Raw genomic sequence first — 17107 nt, 5'->3', positions numbered from 1 at the left:
GTCCGGTGGCGCCGGCGCCGCCGATGACGGCGCGCCCGCCGAGGCGCCGACCGTGGACGCGGATCCCGGCCGGACTCCCGGACCGGAAGGGGAACGGCCCCCCGTCGCATGCGACGAGGGGCCGTTCGTACGGGTGGGGTGCCGGATCAGGCGTGACGGTGGGAGTGGCGGTTGCCGGTGATCAGGCGGTAGAGGGCGAGCAGGATGACGGAGCCGACGATGGCGGCGATCCAGGTGGACAGGTCGAAGAAGCCGTCGATGGAGTCGACGCCGAAGATCACCTTGCCGAGCCAGCCGCCGAGGAGACCGCCCGCGATGCCGATGAGCATGGTGATGATGACGCCGCCGGGGTCCTTGCCCGGCATCAGGGCCTTGGCGATGAAGCCCGCGAGCAGGCCGATGAGGATCCAAGCGATGATGCCCATGAGGGTCTCCTACCTTGTCGTATAAAGTTTCTGTTAGCGCACCGTCTTTACCGTCGGGCCGCTTCCAAACACCTCACGCCGTCATTTGTCGAGACGGCTTCCGTATTGTCCTGTGATGTCCTTCTCCGTCCGATGGAAGAGTCACCGGACAGCGGGCCCGGCATGACGTCTGCCCCCTGCCGATCGGATGACTCCGAAGGGCGGCGCCGGGCCACCGCCCGGCGGGGGCGCGACGCGGAACCGTTCGCCGGTGGCGGGACCGTACGACGCGGGCGCGCCCGAACGCTTCCGGTGCTCGCGCGTCCCGTCGGATGATCGGTGTCATGGTGCTTTCGCCCGCTGTCCGGTGCTGGCTGCTGACCAACGCCGTCCTCCTCGCCGTCATGGGCGTCTGGGGCGCGATCCGTTACCCCCGCCTGCCGGAGCGGATACCGAAGCACATCGGTGTCGACGGAGTGGACGCCTGGACGGACCGGTCGATCGGCAGCGCGTTCGTCCTGGTCTTCGTGTACACGGGCGTGACGGTGCTGATGGCCGGCTGCGCCGAACTGACCCTGCGCATGACACCACGCGACGAACTGCCGGACACGCACGGGCCGTCGTTCGCCGCCGGGCCGTCCTCGTCCGTGGTCAACAGGCCCGGCAGCCGCGCGTCGGCACGCCGGATCGCCCGGGCCCTGTTGCTGTTCAACGCGTGCATCGGCCTCACCGTGCTCACGGGCTGCGGAATACTGTGGCGTTCCACGCCCGATCCCGACGTGCCCGGATGGCTGTTCGCCGCGATGCTGCTGCCGCTCCTCGCCGGCGCCGCTCTGACGGTCGCCGCGGCCCTGGGTGACCGCAAGCGCTGAAACGCACGCGGCCCCGCCCTTCTCCCGGCGCGTGGTGTGCCGGTGGAGCGCCGGCCGGGGCGAGGGCGCGAACCGGCGCCGTGACCGGGAGGGTTCGCCGGGCCGGTGGAGTGGCACGGGAAGTCCGGGCCGTTCGGTACCGTGTTCGCCCGGGGACCTCGGGGAAGAGGCGAACAACTGCCGTCGGCGGGCGACGGCGGCCACGCCGTGACGCGTTCCACGACCACGGACGTCGGCACGCCCTTCGGCCCGGGCCCGGGGGCCGGTTCACGAGACGGACGGGGGGACACCGATGACGACCGCTCACGCTTCGTCCGGGGCGGGGAGCAACCCGCCACCGGAGAGCGACACGGTCATCGACGTACGGGGCCTGCGGATGCGCTACCGCGACCACGAGGTGCTCAGGGGCGTGGACTTCACGGCCCGGCGGGGTGAGGTCCTCGTGCTGCTCGGCCCGAACGGGGCGGGCAAGACGACCACGATCGAGGTCCTGGAAGGCTTCCGGATGCGCTCGGCCGGCGACGTGAGCGTCCTCGGCGCCGATCCGGCCCGCGGGGACGAGCGGTGGCGTGCGCGCCTGGGCATCGTGCTGCAGTCCTGGCGCGACCACGGCAAGTGGCGGGTGCGGGAGCTGCTGGACCACCTCGGCTCGTACTACGCGCCGTACTCCACCGCCCTCGTCCGGAGGCCGTGGGACGTCGACGAACTCATCGCCGCGGTGGGACTGACCGCGCAGGCGCACAAGCGGGTCGGCACCCTCTCGGGTGGCCAGCGCAGACGTCTCGACGTGGCCGTCGGCATCGTCGGCAAGCCCGAGACGCTGTTCCTGGACGAGCCGACCGCAGGTCTGGACCCGGAGGCCCGGAACGAGTTCCACGGCCTGGTGCGCGGGCTCGCTGACGAGCGGACCACCGTCCTGCTGACCACGCACGACCTCGCCGAGGCGGAGAAGCTCGCCGACCGGATCCTCATCCTGGCCGGTGGCCGGATCGTCGCCGACGGCTCGGCCGAGGAGCTGTCCCGGCAGGTGTCGGGGGAGGCCACCGTGCGCTGGACCCGGGACGGGCGGCCCTTCGAGCGGGCGACGACCGAACCCACCCGGTTCGTCCGTCGGTTGTTCGAGGAACACGGTGAGGCGATCGGCGGTCTCGAGGTGCGCCGGGCGAGCCTGGAGGACACCTACCTGACGATGGTGCGGGAGCTGGAGACGGGAAACGGCCCCGGCGAGCGGGCGGCACGCGCTTTCGAGGAGGGACCGCGATGAGTCCGGTGTGGTATGCGGCGAGGCTGGGGGTGCGGCGCGGCCGGACGGAACTCCGGCAGACCTTCACCTCGGGCCAGGACGTGTTCGGGTACGTGCTCTGGACGGTCCTGCTCATGGTGCCGCTGTTCCTGGCCGGGGACGAGCGTCTGAAGGGCGCGGGCATCTCGGCCGGCGCGTTCATGCTGCCGAGCATGGTGGGCATGACGCTCGCGTTCACCGGGATGATGACCACGGCGCAACTGCTCGCGACCGAGCGCGAGGACGGCACGCTGCTACGGGCCAAGGCCGTGCCCCACGGCATGGTCGGCCACCTGGTCGGCAAGATCGTCATGGTGTCGGGCACGGCCCTCGTCTCCATGGCGCTCCCCCTCGTCGTCGGCGTGTTCCTGGTGGACGGGGTGGCCCGGCAGGGCGGCGGAGCGCTGCTGACGCTGGTGTGGGTGGTGCCGCTGGGCCTCCTGGCGACCCTGCCGATGGGCGCCGTCATCGGCTCGCTCGTCGACAGCCCTCGCACCGTCGGCCTGCTGATGCTTCCGGTGATGGGGCTGATCGTGGTCTCCGGCATCTACTTCCCGCTGTCGAAGCTGCCCGAGTGGCTGCAGATCGTGGGGCAGGTCTTCCCCGTGTACTGGCTCGGCCTCGGCCTGCGGGCCGCACTGCTGCCGGCCGGGGCGGTCGCCGCCGAGGTCGGCGCGTCCTGGCGGTACCTGGAGACGGTGGGCGTGCTGGGCGCCTGGGCGGCCGCCGGGCTGCTCCTGGCACCGTCCGTCCTGCGCAGGATGGCCCGCCGGGAGTCCGGGGCCACGATGGCGGAACGGCACCGGAAGGCGATGCAGCGGGTCGGTTAGCGCTGCCCAGGGGCGTCCGGCCGGACCGCCGGACCGCTTCCCACGGTCCGACAGGGCCGCGACATCGCGCAGGCGTACGGAGCAGGCATCGGGTGCGGAGGGCCCGGAGCCCGTGCCGGCTCGTCACGGCTGAGGACACGCCGGGTGGGCCGGTCCGGGGCGGGGCGCCGCCCGCTCGGGCGGACCGGAAAGATATTTGGCCATAGGTATGAAGACGTACTAGGATGAGGGGATGTCCGGTTCCCACGCGTCCGACCAGGACCTCAGCCACGTAGCCCGTGCGCTGACGGCGATCCTGCCGACGCTGAACCGGGCAGTGGACCGACGCCTCGCCCAGGACGTCGCGATCCCCAAGCCCCCCGAGGGGCAGTTGGCGCTGCTGCGGCTCGTCGCGGAGCGGGACGGCATCGCCGTGCGCGAAGCCGCCGACGTGATGCTGATGAAGCCGAACAACGTCAGTGCCCTGGTCTCACAGATGACCCGGCAGGGACTGCTGGAACGCCGGCAGGACACCCGCGACAAGCGAGTGGCGCACCTGCATCTGACGGTGCGGGCACGGCAGGACCTGACCCGGGTGGACGACCTCAGGCACGGTTACGTCATCGAGGCGCTGCGCGCCCTCACCGACGGAGATCTCGACGCCATCGGATCGGCTCTCGCCGCTCTGAACAATCTCGCACAGCGTCTCCACCCCGCCCACTGACGGCGCCACCGCACAACCCGCCCGGCCGATCCGGCCCGGCGGGCGCCGCCCCCTGTTCTCTCAGCACCGTTCTCTCAGCACCCGGGAATCGTCTTCATGTCCTCCACTGCCGTGGATCACTCACCCCTGTCCGCCGGAGCCCCTCAGAGCGTCCGGCGCGGCCGCCGGAGCAATCCGTGGCTGACCCTGACCGCTGTCGCCTTCGGCCTGTTCATGGTCGGGCTCGACGGCAGCGTCGTGTCCATCGCCAACCCCGAGATCGGACGTGACCTCAACGCGTCCACCGCCGATCTGCAGTGGGTCACCAATTCCTATCTCCTCGCCCTGGCCGCCGCGTTGATCCTCGGCGGCAAGCTGGGCGACCGCTTCGGCCGGCGCACGTACTACCTGATCGGTGTGGCCGGCTTCACGGCGGCCTCCGTGGCGATCGGCCTGGCCGGCTCGATCGAGGGCGTCATCGCCTTCCGCGCCGTGCAGGGCTTCTTCGGAGCCCTGCTCATGCCCAACACCCTGGGAATGCTGCGGGCGGTCTTCCCGCCGAAGAAGTTCGGCATGGCCGTGGGCATCTGGGCGATGGTGTCATCCGTGTCGACCGCGCTCGGCCCCATCGTCGGCGGCCTGCTCGTCGAACACGTCAGCTGGGAGTCGGTCTTCTACATCAACGCCCCCATCGGCGTCATCGCGCTCGTGTTCAGCGCGCTCGTCCTGCCGCAGAGCAAGAACTCCACCGGTCATCACCGCTTCGACATACCCGGTGTCGTCCTGCTGGCGCTCGGCCTGCTCGCGGTCGTCTTCGGCGTGGTCAAGGGCGAGACCTGGGGCTGGACCTCCGCCGGCACCCTGGGCACCATCGCCGCGGGCATCGTGATCCTGCTGGCCTTCGGCTGGTACGAGACGCGCGTCGAGCACCCGCTGCTTCCCATGCGCATGTTCCGCAGCCCCGCGCTGACGATCGGCACGATCATCACCGCCGTCAACTTCTTCGTCCTGCTCGGCGTGATCTTCTTCGTGATGCTGTACCTGCAGAACGTCCGCGGCTTCACCCCCGTCGAGGCCGGTGTGCGCACCCTGCCGCTCAGCCTCGCCTCCGTCGTCGCCTCGCCGATCGGCGCCGCGCTCACCGGGCGCTTCGGCGCACGGCTGTCGATGCCGCTGGGCATGGCCCTTCAGGCCGCGGCGTCCTTCTGGATGCTCACCTGGGACGCGCACTCCTCCTACGGCGTGCTGTGGCCGCCGTTCATCGCCCTCGGCCTGGGCGTCGGCATGGTGATGGCGGCCTCCTCCGACGCCATCGTCGGCAACGCCCCCGTCAAGGACGCCGGTGTCGCCGGCGGTCTGCAGGCCACCTCGCTGCAGATCGGCGGTGCGCTCGGCACCTCCGTCCTCGTCTCGCTGATCAGCAGCCGTGTCGGCTCGACGCTCCACGGGGAGCTGACCGCCGCCGGAGTGCCCGCCCCCGTGGCGCAGGGCCTGGCGGAGGCCAAGGACGCGGTGGCGATGGGCGTCTCCCCGGTCTCCGGGGACATGCCCGACCGGCTGAGGGCCGCGGTCGTCGAAGGGAGCGGGCAGGCCTTCATGAACGGGGCCCACAGTGCCGTGCTCGTCACCGGCGTGCTGTGCGTGGTGGGCGCCGTGCTCGCCGCCGTCGGCGTACGGCGCACCGCGCAGGCCCCCGCCCCTCACTGAGGGGCGGTGAACGGGTGACGTGCCCGGCCGGTCCGCGGGGCTCCCGTGGAGACGGCGCCCCGCGGACCGGCCGGGCCGTCCCGCCGAATCGTTGTCCACCGGACGGACCAGCCCTGCCCGGGACACCGGTCGCGGGACCCGGGGGCGACATCGCTGAGGCGTACACGGTGGTCCTGAGGTGCGGGATGCCGGAAGGGCCGGAGCCTCTGCCGGCCTGTCACGGCCGAGGGGCCGTTCGACGAACCGGAAGCGGCCGTCCCGACCGAGGAGAGCCGGCGAGGAGCAGATGAGGAGGTGAGGCCGGGTCCCAGGGGACCCGGGACCCGACCTGCGCCGTCATGCGCGCGCGAGCAGCGACTCCAGGGCCTTTGACGTGGCTGGATGGCGCGTCGTGAGCGCGACGCCCGACGGGGACGGACCGGCGGTCCGTGCCCAGGTGCCGTCGCAGCCCAGCAGCCCCGCCACCGCGTCGCACGCCGCCGGATGCGTTGTCAGCAGCTCCACGCCCGAGAGGGCCGGGGCGTCGGGCCGTGTCCACCCGTCGTCGCAGCCGAGCAGTCCCGCGACCGCGTCGCAGGCCGCCGGGTGCGCCGTGAGCAGTGCCGCGCCGCGGCGGACCTCGGCCACGGGCTTCGCGGCGAACGGATTCGTCTCCGGCATCCGCCACGGCGGCACCCACGCGTCCAGTTCCGCCAGCCGGCCCGGGAAGATCCGGCCGGCCTCGCGGACCATCAGCGGGGCGAGGTCCGCCGCGCCGGAGCGCAGGGTGGTGATCAACAGCGGCAGCCACGGCAGCAACACCGTGTCCGGGAGCCGTCCGAACGCGTTCGACACCGCCTCCACGACCACGTCCGCCAGTCCCGGCACGGGCTCCAGCGCGTGCACGAAGCCGCTCAGGTAGCGCGGGTAGGCGGGCACCACCAGCGGGTTGTCCAGCAGCTCGTCGCACCGCGCCCGCAGTTCGGCCCGGGACAGGGTGCCGAGCTGCACCTGCGCCGCCCACAGCAGCGCCGTCTTCGACGGGTCGTCGGGGTGCGACTGGGCGACCGAGAGCTCCAGCTGGGTCCGGTCGCAGCCCAGTGACAGCGCCAGGCTCTCCATGGAGAACAGGAAGCCGAGCATCGCCGCGACCTGCCCCACCGTCGCGTCCTCGTCCCGGAACGCCGTCGGCAGCAGCGTGCAGTAGTGGGCGTAACCGGTCTTGACGAACGACTCGACCCACCCCGGCAGCACCGGCTCACTGGTGCGGTAGTACGCCAGCAGCGCACGCACCCGGCGCAGCACCTCCGGCGCCCCGTCGACACCGCGCTCGGCGGCGAGCACCTTCAGCGCGTGCGTGCCGAGCTCGTCGGCGAGCCGGTGACCGCCCAGGTACAGGAGCGCGTCCTCGACCGCCGCCAGCACCGTCGCCGTGGTCGCCCGCGGCCCGTACGCGTCGCGCCGCAGCCGCTGCTCCAGGACCTGCTCGAGGCTCACGCCCTCGTAGCCCAGCTCGATCAGCGCCCGCTGGTGCGTCCCGAGCGCCAGGTCCCACGACTCCTGGATCGACCGTTCGCCGAGCCGCCGCTCACCCATGATCGGCCGGGCCGCGCCCTGCGGCAGCAGGCGCCGCAGCATCCACAACACGTCGGAGCACGACCGCAGTTCCGGCCGGGAGGCCATGTCCAGCAGGGCCCGGCGCACCCCGCGCTGCTCGAGCTTCAGCTCCAGCGGTGCGAGCCGGTCGTACACGTCGCGGGCGAGCGGCGGCAGCGAGTCGTACCCGACCCGGCCGATCCGGTCGCCGCCCATCATGATCTCGACGAGGCGCCGCACGTCCCGCCGCCCCGGGACGGCGTCCTTCTCGATGCAGGTGACCGCCGCGTCCTGGAAGTCGTACGGCGTCGGCTTGGCCCGGTCCCGCATGCCGGCGAGCAGGATCGACGTCTCGAAGACGGCGATGGCGTCGGCGGTGGAGGCGAGGTAGCCGCCTCGCCGGGCCGCGCGCACGATCTCCACCGACCAGCCGAGCAGCTCGGCCTCGTCGAGCCCGTCGAGCACGGGCGGCCGGCGCAGGAAGCCGGACAGCCTGTCCGCGGCGGCCCCGGACGGCGCGGCCGGGACGACGGCCGCCTGCGTGCCCGCGGACTTCCTCTTCCCGGCCTGCCCCTGAAGCACGTACGGCTTCACCCGGGTCCGCTTCAGGCCCTTCGCCCACTCCGTCGCCGCGATCGACACCGAGCCGGCGGCGAGGCCGAACTGCGCCTCGATCGCCGCGTGGCTGGACGGGATCAGCCCGTACTGCCAGGTGGTGGCGGTGCGCGGGGAGATCGTGAACGTGTCCGAGCCGCCGTGCACGCCGAACTCCTCGACGCGGCTGGCCGCGTGGAACGCCCCGCACACGTACAGGCAGTCCTCCGGGTCCGTGCCGCTCGCCGCCAGGTGCTCGCGCATCCGGGTCCACATGTACCGCTCGCGGTCCTCGTCCACCCGCAGCCGGGACCCCTCGCCGGGGGCGAGCCGCCGGAACAGGCTGCCGACGAGGAACATGACCTGGCGGTAGGTGTCGTGGTCGCTGTCCCCGAGCGGGACCTCGACGTACTGGTGCCACCACTCCGACCAGTGCCGCACCTTGCCGTGGCGCAGCAGGTGCTCCTCCAGCTCGGCGAACCGGGGCCGCAGGTCGCCGATCCCGACGCCGACGGCCTCACCGTGCAGCGCGGCCCCGTCCTCCTGCGGGGTCCCGGTCTCCTCCCCGGCCGGCTCGTCCCTCCTGTCCCACTGGAAGACGTGGTCCGAGGACCGGTCGACGAGGACCAGCTCGACGCCCGGGGTGTCCAGGGCGTACGCGATCGCCTGGTACTCGGCGGACGCCTCCGTGATCGGCGCCACCACCGACAGCGGGGCCCAGTCGGCCGGGAAGCCGTCGACGTCGCCGGCGAAGGCCTGCACCGCCACCGGCAGCCGGCAGTTGCGCAGCTCGGTCAACAGCGGCGCCATGTCCTCGCACAGCTCCAGGTACACCACCTTGGGCTGCTTCTCGCGCAGCCGGCGGGCCATGGCGAGCGCCGAGGCGGGGGAGTGGTGACAGACGGGGAAGATCTCCAGCGGCTCGCGCACCGCCCGGTCGACGTCGTCGACCATGCCGAGCAGGATGCCCTCCAGGGCGTCCGGTCCGCCCGCGAACTCGGCCGCCGCCTCCTGGAGTTGCCCGCGCAGCGCGGCGAACGACGTGCTCTCGTGGGATCCGCTCATGACAGGGTGGCGATCGCGTCGCGGCCGCCCTCGAGGAACTCGGGCCAGGAGCCGCCCTCCTCCTTGCTGCGCGGCTCGACGACACCGTGCAGGTACTTGTTGAGGATGGCCAGGTCCTCGGGCTCGCGCCGGGTGAGCGAGCCGACCAGCGAGGAGGCGAGGGCGCGGGCGGTCAGGGTGCGCTCACCGAAGAAGTTGCCGTGCAGCACGGCGTCCTCCAGCACGCCGATCTGCTCGGCCGTCGACAGCGCGGACTCCAGCTTCTCGTCGTCGCTGCCGGCCGCCGCGGCGGACGCCCGCAGGTCGGCGAAGCTCTGCAGCAGCACGTCCAGCAGGGTCGGCGGCACGTCCAGCTCGATCGAGTGCCGGCGCAGCAGCTCCTCGGTGCGGAAGCGGACGATCTCCGCCTCGCTCTTCTTGTTCGTCACCACCGGGATGCGCACGAAGTTGAAACGGCGCTTGAGCGCGGAGGAGAGGTCGTTGACGCCCCGGTCGCGGCTGTTGGCCGTGGCGATGATCGAGAAGCCTGGCTTGGCGAAGACGATGTTGTCGTCACCGCCGCCGCTCTCCAGCTCGGGGACGGAGATGTACTTCTCGGACAGGATCGAGATCAGCGCGTCCTGGACGTCACTCGTGGACCGGGTCAGCTCCTCGAAACGGCCGATGGCGCCGGCTTCCATCGCGGTCATGATCGGCGAGGGGATCATCGACTCCCGCGACTGGCCCTTGGCGATGACCATCGACACGTTCCACGAGTACTTGATGTGGTCCTCGGTGGTGCCGGCCGTGCCCTGCACCACCAGCGTGGAGTTGCGGCAGATCGCCGCGGACAGCAGCTCGGCCAGCCAGCTCTTGCCCGTGCCGGGGTCGCCGATGAGCAGCAGGCCGCGGTCGGAGGCGAGCGTGACGATCGACCGCTCCACGAAACTGCGGTCGCCGAACCACTTCTGCGCCACCTCCCGGTCCAGTCCGTCGGCCCGCTCGGAGCCGAGGATGAACAGCCGGACCATCTTCGGGGACAGCCGCCACGAGAACGGCTTGGGGTTGTCGTCGATCGACTCCAGCCAGTCGAGCTCCTCGGCGTACTTGATCTCGGCGGGGGCGCGCAGCAGGTCGGACATGAGGGGAAGGCCTTTCCGTACGGTGGTGATCACGGCGAGGGTGCGTCCGGTGATCAGGTGAGGAACGTCTTGAGTTCGTGCACGAGCTTCTTGATGTGGCCGGAGATCACCGGCGTGCCGAGGTCCTTGAACTTCTCCCGGAACCACGGGTTGACGCTGCCGCGTCCGGAGCTGGTCACCGAACCCACCGGGATGAACTTCGCCCCCGAACGGTGGATGGCGGCCATGCTCTCGAACAGCTCGTCGGTGCGCCATTCGTAGAAGTCGGAGATCCACACCACGACGGTGTTGCGCGGCTCGGCGATCTTCGGCCGGGCGAGCGCCATGGCGACCGTGCCGTCGGTGCCGCCGCCGAGCTTGGTCCGCAGCAGCGTCTCGAACGGGTCGTGCGCCCAGGGCGTGAGGTCCAGCGCCTGCGTGTCGTACGCGATCAGATGGACGTCCACCTTCGGCAGCCCGGCGAAGATGGACGCCAGGATGGTGCAGTTGACCATCGAGTCGACCATCGAGCCCGACTGGTCCACGACCACGACGAGCCGCTGCGGTGTCGTCCTGCGGCTGGTGTGCCGGTAGTAGAGCCGGTCGACGTAGAGCCGCTCCTCCTCCGGGTCCCAGTTGGTGAGGTTCTTCCAGATGGTGCGGTCGAGGTCGAGGTTGCGGTAGACGCGCTTGGGCGGGACGGACCGGTCGATGTCACCGACCGTGGACTTCTCCACCTGCGTGCGCAGCACTTCGGTGACCTCGTCGACGTAACGCCGGATCAGCGCCTTGGCGTTGGCGAGGGCGACACCGGAGAGGTTGTCCTTGTCGCGCAGCAACTGCTCGATCAGCGACATGCTCGGCGTCAGCCGGGAGGCCAGCGCCGGATCGGCGAGCACCTCGCGCAGACGCATGCGCCGGACGAGACCGGCCTCGATGGAACCCAGCTCCGGCCCGATCTCGGGGATCAGGCGGCCGAGGTCGGGCGTGGGGCCGCCGTGACCGGTGCCGGTCGGGCCGGCGCCCCTTCCGGCTCCCGCGGGGCGCCCGCCGCGCAGCTCGCCGGGCCGGCAGCCCAGCGCCCGCTCCAGCCAGCCCGCGTCCGCCTGCCAGCGCGCCAGCTGCTCGGCGGTGACGGCGCCCGAGCCGGACGCGAAGACGTTCAGCAGCACCTTCGACGCGAGCGCCGCGCGCCGCACCTCGGCGGCCCGGTCACGCGCCCCGTCCTCGTCCGGCTCGGGCGTCATCAGCCCGTCGAACTCGGCGGCCAGCTCCGGGTGCCGCTGCACCATGGAGTCGACGGACGCCCCCGGATCCAGCAGCGCGGCCGGCAGACCGACGTCCTCGACCACGGCCAGGCTCGCCGCTTCCAGGCCGGCCTGCTCCTCGGGGTCGAATAGCCGGGCCAGCAGCCGCCAGTACAGCACCTGCCGCCGGTTCTCGTCGGGATCGGGCGCCACAGCGCCCGCAAGGGTCGGCTCGCTCATTTCCGCAGCAGCTTTCCCGCGCGCTCGCGCAGTACCTTCACGGCGTCGGTGGCGGCCTTCTCGGCGCGCACGCCGGCCTTGTCCGTCGTACCCCCGGCCCAGGCCCCGGCATGGACGGCGACGGTCTTCCTGCGCACCGTCCTCTCCACGGCGAGCGGCTGGAGCAGGAACTCCCCGGCGTCCCAGCGCAGCAGCCCGACACACGCACCGGACGAGGCGACGACCTCGGGGGTGAGCGGACCGGCGGCCGGAACGCGGTCGGTGTCGACGGCGAGACGCTGCCCGGCCACCTGGAACGCCACCCCGTTCCCGTCCTCCTCCACGGCGTACCCCTCCAGCAGGACGGGCACGGCGATCCGGGCCGGGTGCCGGTCGAGCGGAGCGGTCGCGAAGGCGGCGGCGGTGGGCAGCGCCACCCGCGCGGTGGCGAAGACCTCGGCGGGCTCGCCCGCACGGGCCCGCGCGTCGTCCCAGATCAGATCGCCCTCACCGGTGACGGGCATCGCGTCGAGGTCCATGGCACGCCCCTCGCTCACGGCGGCCAGCAGGGACAGGTGCGGCCGGAGCAGCTGCCACAGCCCCGCCCCGACGACGGTGTCGGGTTTCGGCGCGGACACCGAGGCCCGCACCAGCCTCGGCGTGCCGCCGTCCGCCGGCTCGAAGACCGCGTGCACCTGCGCCTGTACGGCGGTGGCGTGCTCCTGCACGTCGACACCGAGGGGCAGCAGGCGCCCGGTCGCCCCGGCGACCGCCGGGGCGGACGCCGCGCCGGGCAGGGTCAGCAGCACGGCGCGCGACCACAGGTCGGCCCACCGCCGTACGGGAACGTCCTCCAGGGTCGCGCCGGGGCAGGAGGCGGCGAGTTCGGCGGCGAAGCCGTCGAGCAGCGCGGCCAGGCGGCGCAGCCCCGGCTCCGGCAGCATCGCGGACACGACGGGGGCGGCACCGGCGACCAGCTCGTGGTCGATGCCGTGCCACCCGGCCCGCGCCAGATCGCACAGCCAGCTCCGGGCGGCGGCGTGCAGGTTGACCGCACGGTCCGCCCCGGCGGCCGCGGCGGTGCCGCTCTCCTCGGCCCCCGGCCGCCCGACGGCCTCCCCGACCCGCGCGACGAGCGCGTCGTGCACGGAACCGAGCAGCGCGGTGCGCGCGGCGGCGAGCGCCACGAAGTGGTCCTCGCCGGCCGCCCCCGCGGCCGTCTTCTCGGCCGCCTCGGCGACCCGCCCGGCCAGCGGTGACCCGGCGACGGCCTCGGCGAGCCCGGCCAGCCCGACGGCCTGGGCGGGCTGCGGACGGAGCAGGCCGTCCACGAGGACCCCGTCGAACCCGTCCACGGCCGCGAGGGCCTCGTCGAGCCCGTCGACGGTGTCGTTCAGCAGATCGGCACGCATCACGCCACCGCCCTCGTCGTCGGGAACCACTGCATCTCGGGCAACGGGGCGGTGGTCGGCTCGAATTCGAGATAGGCCAGATGCCGCAGGAACCGGCTGAACACCTGCGCCGCCGCCGAACCGTCGCCGTTCACGGGCCGCGTGGCGGTCATCGCGTGGGTGACGTCGTCCCCGTCGGGCGCCTCCCCGCCGACCTCGACCTTCAGGTACCGGGTCACCCGCTCGACGCCGTACTGCAGCACGGCCTCGAGGACGAGCGCCCGTATGTGGTTGCAGAACCACCCCCGCGCCCCGCCGCAGGGCCGGTTGTTGTTGGTGCTGCACGCGAACGCGTACGTCCCCGCCTCGACGGACGACACGTACACCCGCCCGATGTCCGACCCGCTGGACACCACCCCCTGCAACCGCCCGTCGGCCAGCTCCACGAACGGCACCTTCGCGAGCTTCCGCGGCCGCGCGGGCGGCACCACCCGCGCCGTACTCGACTTCTCCCGGACCGACAACGCACCATCTCCCATGCATGCGAAAGGGGACGTCAACGCCAGAACGGCGCGACGAGATCAAGCTATCGGCGGCCACTGACAACGCCCTCGGTACAGGACGGGAGCGGAGACACCGGGCGGAACGTCCGTTGTTGACGTCGTCAACGGTCGTCTTTCGTTGATGCGCGGCCGGGGCGCTGTGTACCGTAGTCGGTATGCCACAGACTCCGGCCACGCCGACGAACCCGTTGGTCACCGGCTCCGAGATCGCCCGTATCGCGGGCGTCACCCGCGCCGCCGTGTCGAACTGGCGACGGCGGTACGACGACTTCCCGGCCCCGGCCGGCGGCGGCGCCAACAGCCCGCTCTTCGACCTGGCCGAGGTCCAGGCCTGGCTGGACAAGCAGAGCAAGGGCCAGGACGTCACCGACGAGGTCCAGCTGTGGCAGCTGCTGCGGGGAGCCTACGGAGACGACGTCCTCGGCGGGCTCGCGGACCTCGCCCACGCCCTCGCCGCCCCCCGGAAGAAGGCGCCGGCCGCGCTGCCCGACCAGGCGGTCCGGCTCGCCCGCCGCATGGCGGACGGCGGCTCCGCCGCGGACGTGGTGAACGGCCTTGCCGAGCGCTTCACGGAGTCCGTGCGGCGAGCGGGTTCGGACCAGGTGACCTCGCCCCGAGTGGTCCGGGCCGTCCGGCACTTCACCGGCGACGTGGCGGCCGACGCGGTGCTGTTCGACCCGGCCTGCGGAATCGGCACCCTGCTGCTCGCCCTCGGCGCCGGACAGGGCGCCAGGCGGTACGGCCAGGAAGCGGACGCCCGCAGCGCACGGCTCGCGCAGTCGCGCGCCGACCTCGCCGGGCTCTCCGGCACCGAGATCACGTCGGGCGACTCCCTGCGCGCGGACCGGTGGCCCGACCTCAAGGCCGACCTCGTCGTCTGCGATCCGCCGGTCAGCGACACCGACTGGGGGCGGGAGGACCTCCTCCTCGACCCCCGCTGGGAGCTCGGCACCCCCTCCCGCGCGGAGGGCGAACTCGCCTGGCTCCAGCACGCCTACGCGCACACCGCGCCCGGCGGTCGCCTCGTCATGGTCATGCCCGCCTCGGTGGCCTACCGCAAGGCCGGCCGCCGCATCCGGGCCGAGCTGGTCCGCCGGGGCATCCTCACCCAGGTCACCGCGCTGGCCCCGGGCACGGCCGCCGCGCACTCCCTCCCCGTGCACCTGTGGCACCTGCGCCGCCCGCGGACCCCGGACGACGCGGCCACCGCCGTACGCATGGTGGACCTCACGTCCAACGACCCGGACGACCCCCTGGAGCCGCGGCCCCGGCAGATCACCGAAGTCCCCCGGATCGACCTGCTCGACGACCTGGTCGACCTCACCCCGGGCCGTCACGTCGAGGAGTCCCACCGCGACTACGCGACCGAGTACGACACCCTGCGCCAGGAGCTGACCGAACAGGTGCGGCGCCTGGCCGAACTGCTCCCCACCCTGGTCGCCGGCGAGGGCACCGGCGCCCTGGACGGCCCCAGCGTCAGCGTCGCCGACCTGATCAGGGCCGGACTGGTCGAGCACGCGGACCCGGAACCGGTCTCGGTCAGCGACCAGCTCGACACGGACTTCCTCCAGGGCTTCCTGCACAGCGCCGCCAACAGCCGCCGCTCCACCACCGCCAGCGGCACCTTCCGGCTCGACGGCAAGGGCGCCCGCATCCCGCAGATGGACATCACCGCACAGCGCGGGTACGGGGCCGCCTTCCACGCGCTGCGCGAGTTCGAGGAGCGGTCGCGGAGGGTGGCGGACATCGGCCGGCAGATCGCGGCACTGGCGCGGGACGGACTCGGCAACGGGGCGCTGAAACCGGGCGCCTGACACCTCCGCGTCGAAAACGTGTACGCGCATCCCCCGGGCGTCTGGCACGATGAGACGCTGCGTCGAAGCGTCTTCACGCGGGCCGAGCACCTTGACCGAAGGGGATTCCATGGCGGACTGGATCTACATCCTCGATCCGCGCAAGGACACACTGGACGGTGAGCCGTCCGACAAGGAGACGATGCTCCAACTCGCCCAAGAGGAACCGGAACTGGAGCTCTGGCTCAGCCGCCGCAACCGCATGGAGCCGGGCGACCGCCTCTGGTTCTACTTCGCGCGGCCCGAGGCGGCGGTCGCCGCGGTGGCCGAGGTCGACGAGGAACCCCGCCCGGACGACGAGGACCCCGGCGTCCCCTTCCTGGTCCCCGTCACCCTGCTGACCGAGGCGACGAAGGAGCTGTACCGGGACCCGGTGAGCCGCGAGGAACTCGGCCTGGGCCAGGTGCGTTCGGTGCAGAAGGTGAAGCCGCAGGCCCTGCCGGTGCTGCTGGCACGGGCGGGACTGCAGGCGGGCGCGGCGGCGCCGGCCGGGGGAGCCGGGCGAGGGCAGGGCCGCCCGTGACACGGAGGAGGCCCGGCTTCTGCGCGCCGGCGCTCCCGGTCGCCGCCGTCGCGGGATCTCCGGCCCGGGCCTCCGGGCCGGAGATCGCGCGGATCCTTACGGGGCGTTCCTTTGGCCGAAGGCCTTGACGGCCGCCCGGCGTTCCGGATCGAACGCGTCGACCGTCCCCGCTCCCAGGCCCGGCGTGTCCCTCCAGGACCGGAGCTTGCGGGCCACACCCCGCACCTTCGGGTGGGCCGGACCGAGAGCGATCTCGAAGTGCGACTCCTGGGGCGAGGCGAAGTCGCCGCCCCAGACGACGGCGCCGTCCAGCTCGGCCAGGATGTCCCGCACCACCACCAGCTCCTGCGGGTACAGACCACCGCGTACCCCCAGCGGGTAGGCGTGCGGCCGGATCGCCATCGCCGTGCCCGACAGGTAGTTCGACTCGTGGGGCCGACGCACCTCGCGGGACGTGGTGTGGCCCGCCACGTCCTTCTCGCGCAATGGGTCGATCTCGTAGTGGAAACGCCGGGCGACGTGCAACAGGAGCGTCGCGGCGTCGCCGTCGGCCAGACGCACGGTCAGGCCGCTGCCCTCGATGGTGTGGGACGCGGCCTCGTCGAGGATCTTCCAGCCGTTGGCCGAGCGGCTGCCGCGCCAGGCGGCCGCCGCCCGGTCCGTCCGGGCCGGGGCGGCGGCCGCGGCCGGGGCCGTGTCCAGGAGGCCGAGGGCGGCGGCCCCGGCCAGGCTCCCGGTGGCGCCGAGCACACGGCGTCTGCTCAAAGCGGTCATGGAGTGCCCTTCTTGTCGGTACGGAGTCGGATGACGGTCAGGCCCACGGCACAGGCCAGGCAGAGCAGCGCCAGGACCGGGAGCACGACCAGAGCCGGGTTCACCCACGCCGGGACCAGGTCGTACCCCGCATGACACTTGTCGTGCAGCGGGAACCACCGCGTGTACTCCTCGAAGTTCGCCCTGCGGTACGCCCGGTCGTAGGTCTGGCCCGCCTGGTGGCAGGCCTCCTCCGGGTCCAGGGACGCCCCGGCGAGGGAGCCGATGAGATAACTGACACCGGCTCCCAGCAGGAGGAGCACCGCGCTCCAGGTGAACCACGCGGGACTGCGCCGCCACGTGCCGGAGAGCAGCGGGCGGCTCCAGAACCACAGGCAGACCAGGAGGGGCAGGAGGAGCGGGATGAGAAGGAGGGCCATGGGCTGA

The 17107-nt window shown here is 72.6% G+C and carries 15 protein-coding genes; 7 read left to right on the top strand and 8 right to left on the bottom strand.

The window, feature by feature from the left end; all coding sequences use genetic code 11:
- Window positions 1-146 precede the first annotated feature (146 nt).
- Complete coding sequence (locus tag ADK41_RS13515) at window positions 147-425, bottom strand: GlsB/YeaQ/YmgE family stress response membrane protein (RefSeq protein WP_030818927.1); 279 nt, start codon at window positions 423-425, stop codon at window positions 147-149.
- Window positions 426-748: 323 nt separating this feature from the next.
- Between ADK41_RS13515 and ADK41_RS13510 the strand changes: the two genes are divergently transcribed.
- From ADK41_RS13510 to ADK41_RS13490, 5 genes are all read left to right on the top strand, one after another.
- Window positions 749-1276: a DUF1648 domain-containing protein gene (locus ADK41_RS13510; protein ID WP_030818925.1), complete on the top strand. Its 528-nt coding sequence runs from the start codon at window positions 749-751 to the stop codon at window positions 1274-1276.
- Window positions 1277-1568: 292 nt separating this feature from the next.
- Window positions 1569-2540 (top strand): ABC transporter ATP-binding protein, encoded by a 972-nt coding sequence (locus ADK41_RS13505; protein WP_030818924.1) that lies wholly within the window; start codon window positions 1569-1571, stop codon window positions 2538-2540.
- On the top strand, window positions 2537-3388 hold the full coding sequence (locus tag ADK41_RS13500) for an ABC transporter permease (protein ID WP_030818922.1): 852 nt from the start codon (window positions 2537-2539) through the stop codon (window positions 3386-3388). Before ADK41_RS13505 ends, ADK41_RS13500 begins: the two co-directional genes overlap by 4 nt.
- Window positions 3389-3620: 232 nt before the next feature.
- Window positions 3621-4091, top strand: a complete 471-nt coding sequence (locus ADK41_RS13495; RefSeq protein WP_030818920.1) for a MarR family winged helix-turn-helix transcriptional regulator — start codon at window positions 3621-3623, stop codon at window positions 4089-4091.
- A gap of 96 nt (window positions 4092-4187) precedes the next feature.
- Entirely contained in the window at window positions 4188-5777 is a 1590-nt protein-coding gene (locus ADK41_RS13490; RefSeq protein WP_030818917.1) for an MFS transporter, read from the top strand.
- Window positions 5778-6113: 336 nt separating this feature from the next.
- Here the strand turns inward: ADK41_RS13490 and ADK41_RS13485 are convergent, their stop codons facing one another.
- The 5 genes from ADK41_RS13485 to ADK41_RS13465 are packed head-to-tail and all read right to left on the bottom strand — an operon-like array spanning window position 6114 to window position 13507.
- The gene (locus ADK41_RS13485; protein ID WP_030818916.1) at window positions 6114-9011 is read right to left on the bottom strand and encodes a DUF5682 family protein; all 2898 of its coding nucleotides are present in this window, start codon (window positions 9009-9011) and stop codon (window positions 6114-6116) included.
- Complete coding sequence (locus ADK41_RS13480; RefSeq protein WP_030818914.1) at window positions 9008-10132, bottom strand: ATP-binding protein; 1125 nt, start codon at window positions 10130-10132, stop codon at window positions 9008-9010. Before ADK41_RS13480 ends, ADK41_RS13485 begins: the two co-directional genes overlap by 4 nt.
- Before the next feature lie 53 nt (window positions 10133-10185).
- The gene (locus ADK41_RS13475; RefSeq protein WP_030818911.1) at window positions 10186-11598 is read right to left on the bottom strand and encodes a VWA domain-containing protein; all 1413 of its coding nucleotides are present in this window, start codon (window positions 11596-11598) and stop codon (window positions 10186-10188) included.
- Complete coding sequence (locus tag ADK41_RS13470; RefSeq protein ID WP_030818909.1) at window positions 11595-12989, bottom strand: hypothetical protein; 1395 nt, start codon at window positions 12987-12989, stop codon at window positions 11595-11597. The genes ADK41_RS13475 and ADK41_RS13470 overlap by 4 nt, the downstream gene beginning before the upstream one ends.
- Window positions 12989-13507: a hypothetical protein gene (locus ADK41_RS13465; RefSeq protein WP_051842765.1), complete on the bottom strand. Its 519-nt coding sequence runs from the start codon at window positions 13505-13507 to the stop codon at window positions 12989-12991. Before ADK41_RS13465 ends, ADK41_RS13470 begins: the two co-directional genes overlap by 1 nt.
- A 179-nt stretch (window positions 13508-13686) precedes the next feature.
- Here ADK41_RS13465 and ADK41_RS13460 point away from each other — a divergent pair, with 179 nt between their 5' ends.
- Window positions 13687-15345, top strand: coding sequence for an N-6 DNA methylase (locus tag ADK41_RS13460; RefSeq protein ID WP_030818905.1), 1659 nt, complete (start codon window positions 13687-13689; stop codon window positions 15343-15345).
- Between the two features lie 109 nt (window positions 15346-15454).
- Window positions 15455-15907 (top strand): EVE domain-containing protein, encoded by a 453-nt coding sequence (locus tag ADK41_RS13455; RefSeq protein WP_051842763.1) that lies wholly within the window; start codon window positions 15455-15457, stop codon window positions 15905-15907.
- A gap of 96 nt (window positions 15908-16003) precedes the next feature.
- On the opposite strand, the gene ADK41_RS13450 is transcribed toward ADK41_RS13455, so the two are convergent.
- Both ADK41_RS13450 and ADK41_RS13445 read right to left on the bottom strand, forming a co-directional pair.
- Window positions 16004-16681: a hypothetical protein gene (locus ADK41_RS13450; protein WP_030818903.1), complete on the bottom strand. Its 678-nt coding sequence runs from the start codon at window positions 16679-16681 to the stop codon at window positions 16004-16006.
- Window positions 16678-17100, bottom strand: coding sequence for a hypothetical protein (locus tag ADK41_RS13445; RefSeq protein ID WP_030818902.1), 423 nt, complete (start codon window positions 17098-17100; stop codon window positions 16678-16680). The genes ADK41_RS13450 and ADK41_RS13445 overlap by 4 nt, the downstream gene beginning before the upstream one ends.
- Window positions 17101-17107: the final 7 nt, after the last annotated feature.

The organism is Streptomyces caelestis (assembly GCF_001279005.1).
GTDB lineage: Bacteria > Actinomycetota > Actinomycetes > Streptomycetales > Streptomycetaceae > Streptomyces > Streptomyces heliomycini.
Note: the sequence above shows the minus strand (reverse complement) of the source record. Positions and strands in the feature narration are given on the sequence as shown.

Coding starts and splice junctions, on each gene's coding strand:
- ADK41_RS13455 (WP_051842763.1), top strand. CDS start 15,455: ATGGCGGACTGGATCTACATCCTCGATCCGCGCAAGGACACACTGGAC.
- ADK41_RS13475 (WP_030818911.1), bottom strand. CDS start 11,598: ATGAGCGAGCCGACCCTTGCGGGCGCTGTGGCGCCCGATCCCGACGAG.
- ADK41_RS13480 (WP_030818914.1), bottom strand. CDS start 10,132: ATGTCCGACCTGCTGCGCGCCCCCGCCGAGATCAAGTACGCCGAGGAG.
- ADK41_RS13465 (WP_051842765.1), bottom strand. CDS start 13,507: ATGGGAGATGGTGCGTTGTCGGTCCGGGAGAAGTCGAGTACGGCGCGG.
- ADK41_RS13450 (WP_030818903.1), bottom strand. CDS start 16,681: ATGACCGCTTTGAGCAGACGCCGTGTGCTCGGCGCCACCGGGAGCCTG.
- ADK41_RS13515 (WP_030818927.1), bottom strand. CDS start 425: ATGGGCATCATCGCTTGGATCCTCATCGGCCTGCTCGCGGGCTTCATC.
- ADK41_RS13445 (WP_030818902.1), bottom strand. CDS start 17,100: ATGGCCCTCCTTCTCATCCCGCTCCTCCTGCCCCTCCTGGTCTGCCTG.
- ADK41_RS13485 (WP_030818916.1), bottom strand. CDS start 9,011: ATGAGCGGATCCCACGAGAGCACGTCGTTCGCCGCGCTGCGCGGGCAA.
- ADK41_RS13505 (WP_030818924.1), top strand. CDS start 1,569: ATGACGACCGCTCACGCTTCGTCCGGGGCGGGGAGCAACCCGCCACCG.
- ADK41_RS13460 (WP_030818905.1), top strand. CDS start 13,687: ATGCCACAGACTCCGGCCACGCCGACGAACCCGTTGGTCACCGGCTCC.
- ADK41_RS13470 (WP_030818909.1), bottom strand. CDS start 12,989: ATGCGTGCCGATCTGCTGAACGACACCGTCGACGGGCTCGACGAGGCC.
- ADK41_RS13500 (WP_030818922.1), top strand. CDS start 2,537: ATGAGTCCGGTGTGGTATGCGGCGAGGCTGGGGGTGCGGCGCGGCCGG.
- ADK41_RS13510 (WP_030818925.1), top strand. CDS start 749: ATGGTGCTTTCGCCCGCTGTCCGGTGCTGGCTGCTGACCAACGCCGTC.
- ADK41_RS13490 (WP_030818917.1), top strand. CDS start 4,188: ATGTCCTCCACTGCCGTGGATCACTCACCCCTGTCCGCCGGAGCCCCT.
- ADK41_RS13495 (WP_030818920.1), top strand. CDS start 3,621: ATGTCCGGTTCCCACGCGTCCGACCAGGACCTCAGCCACGTAGCCCGT.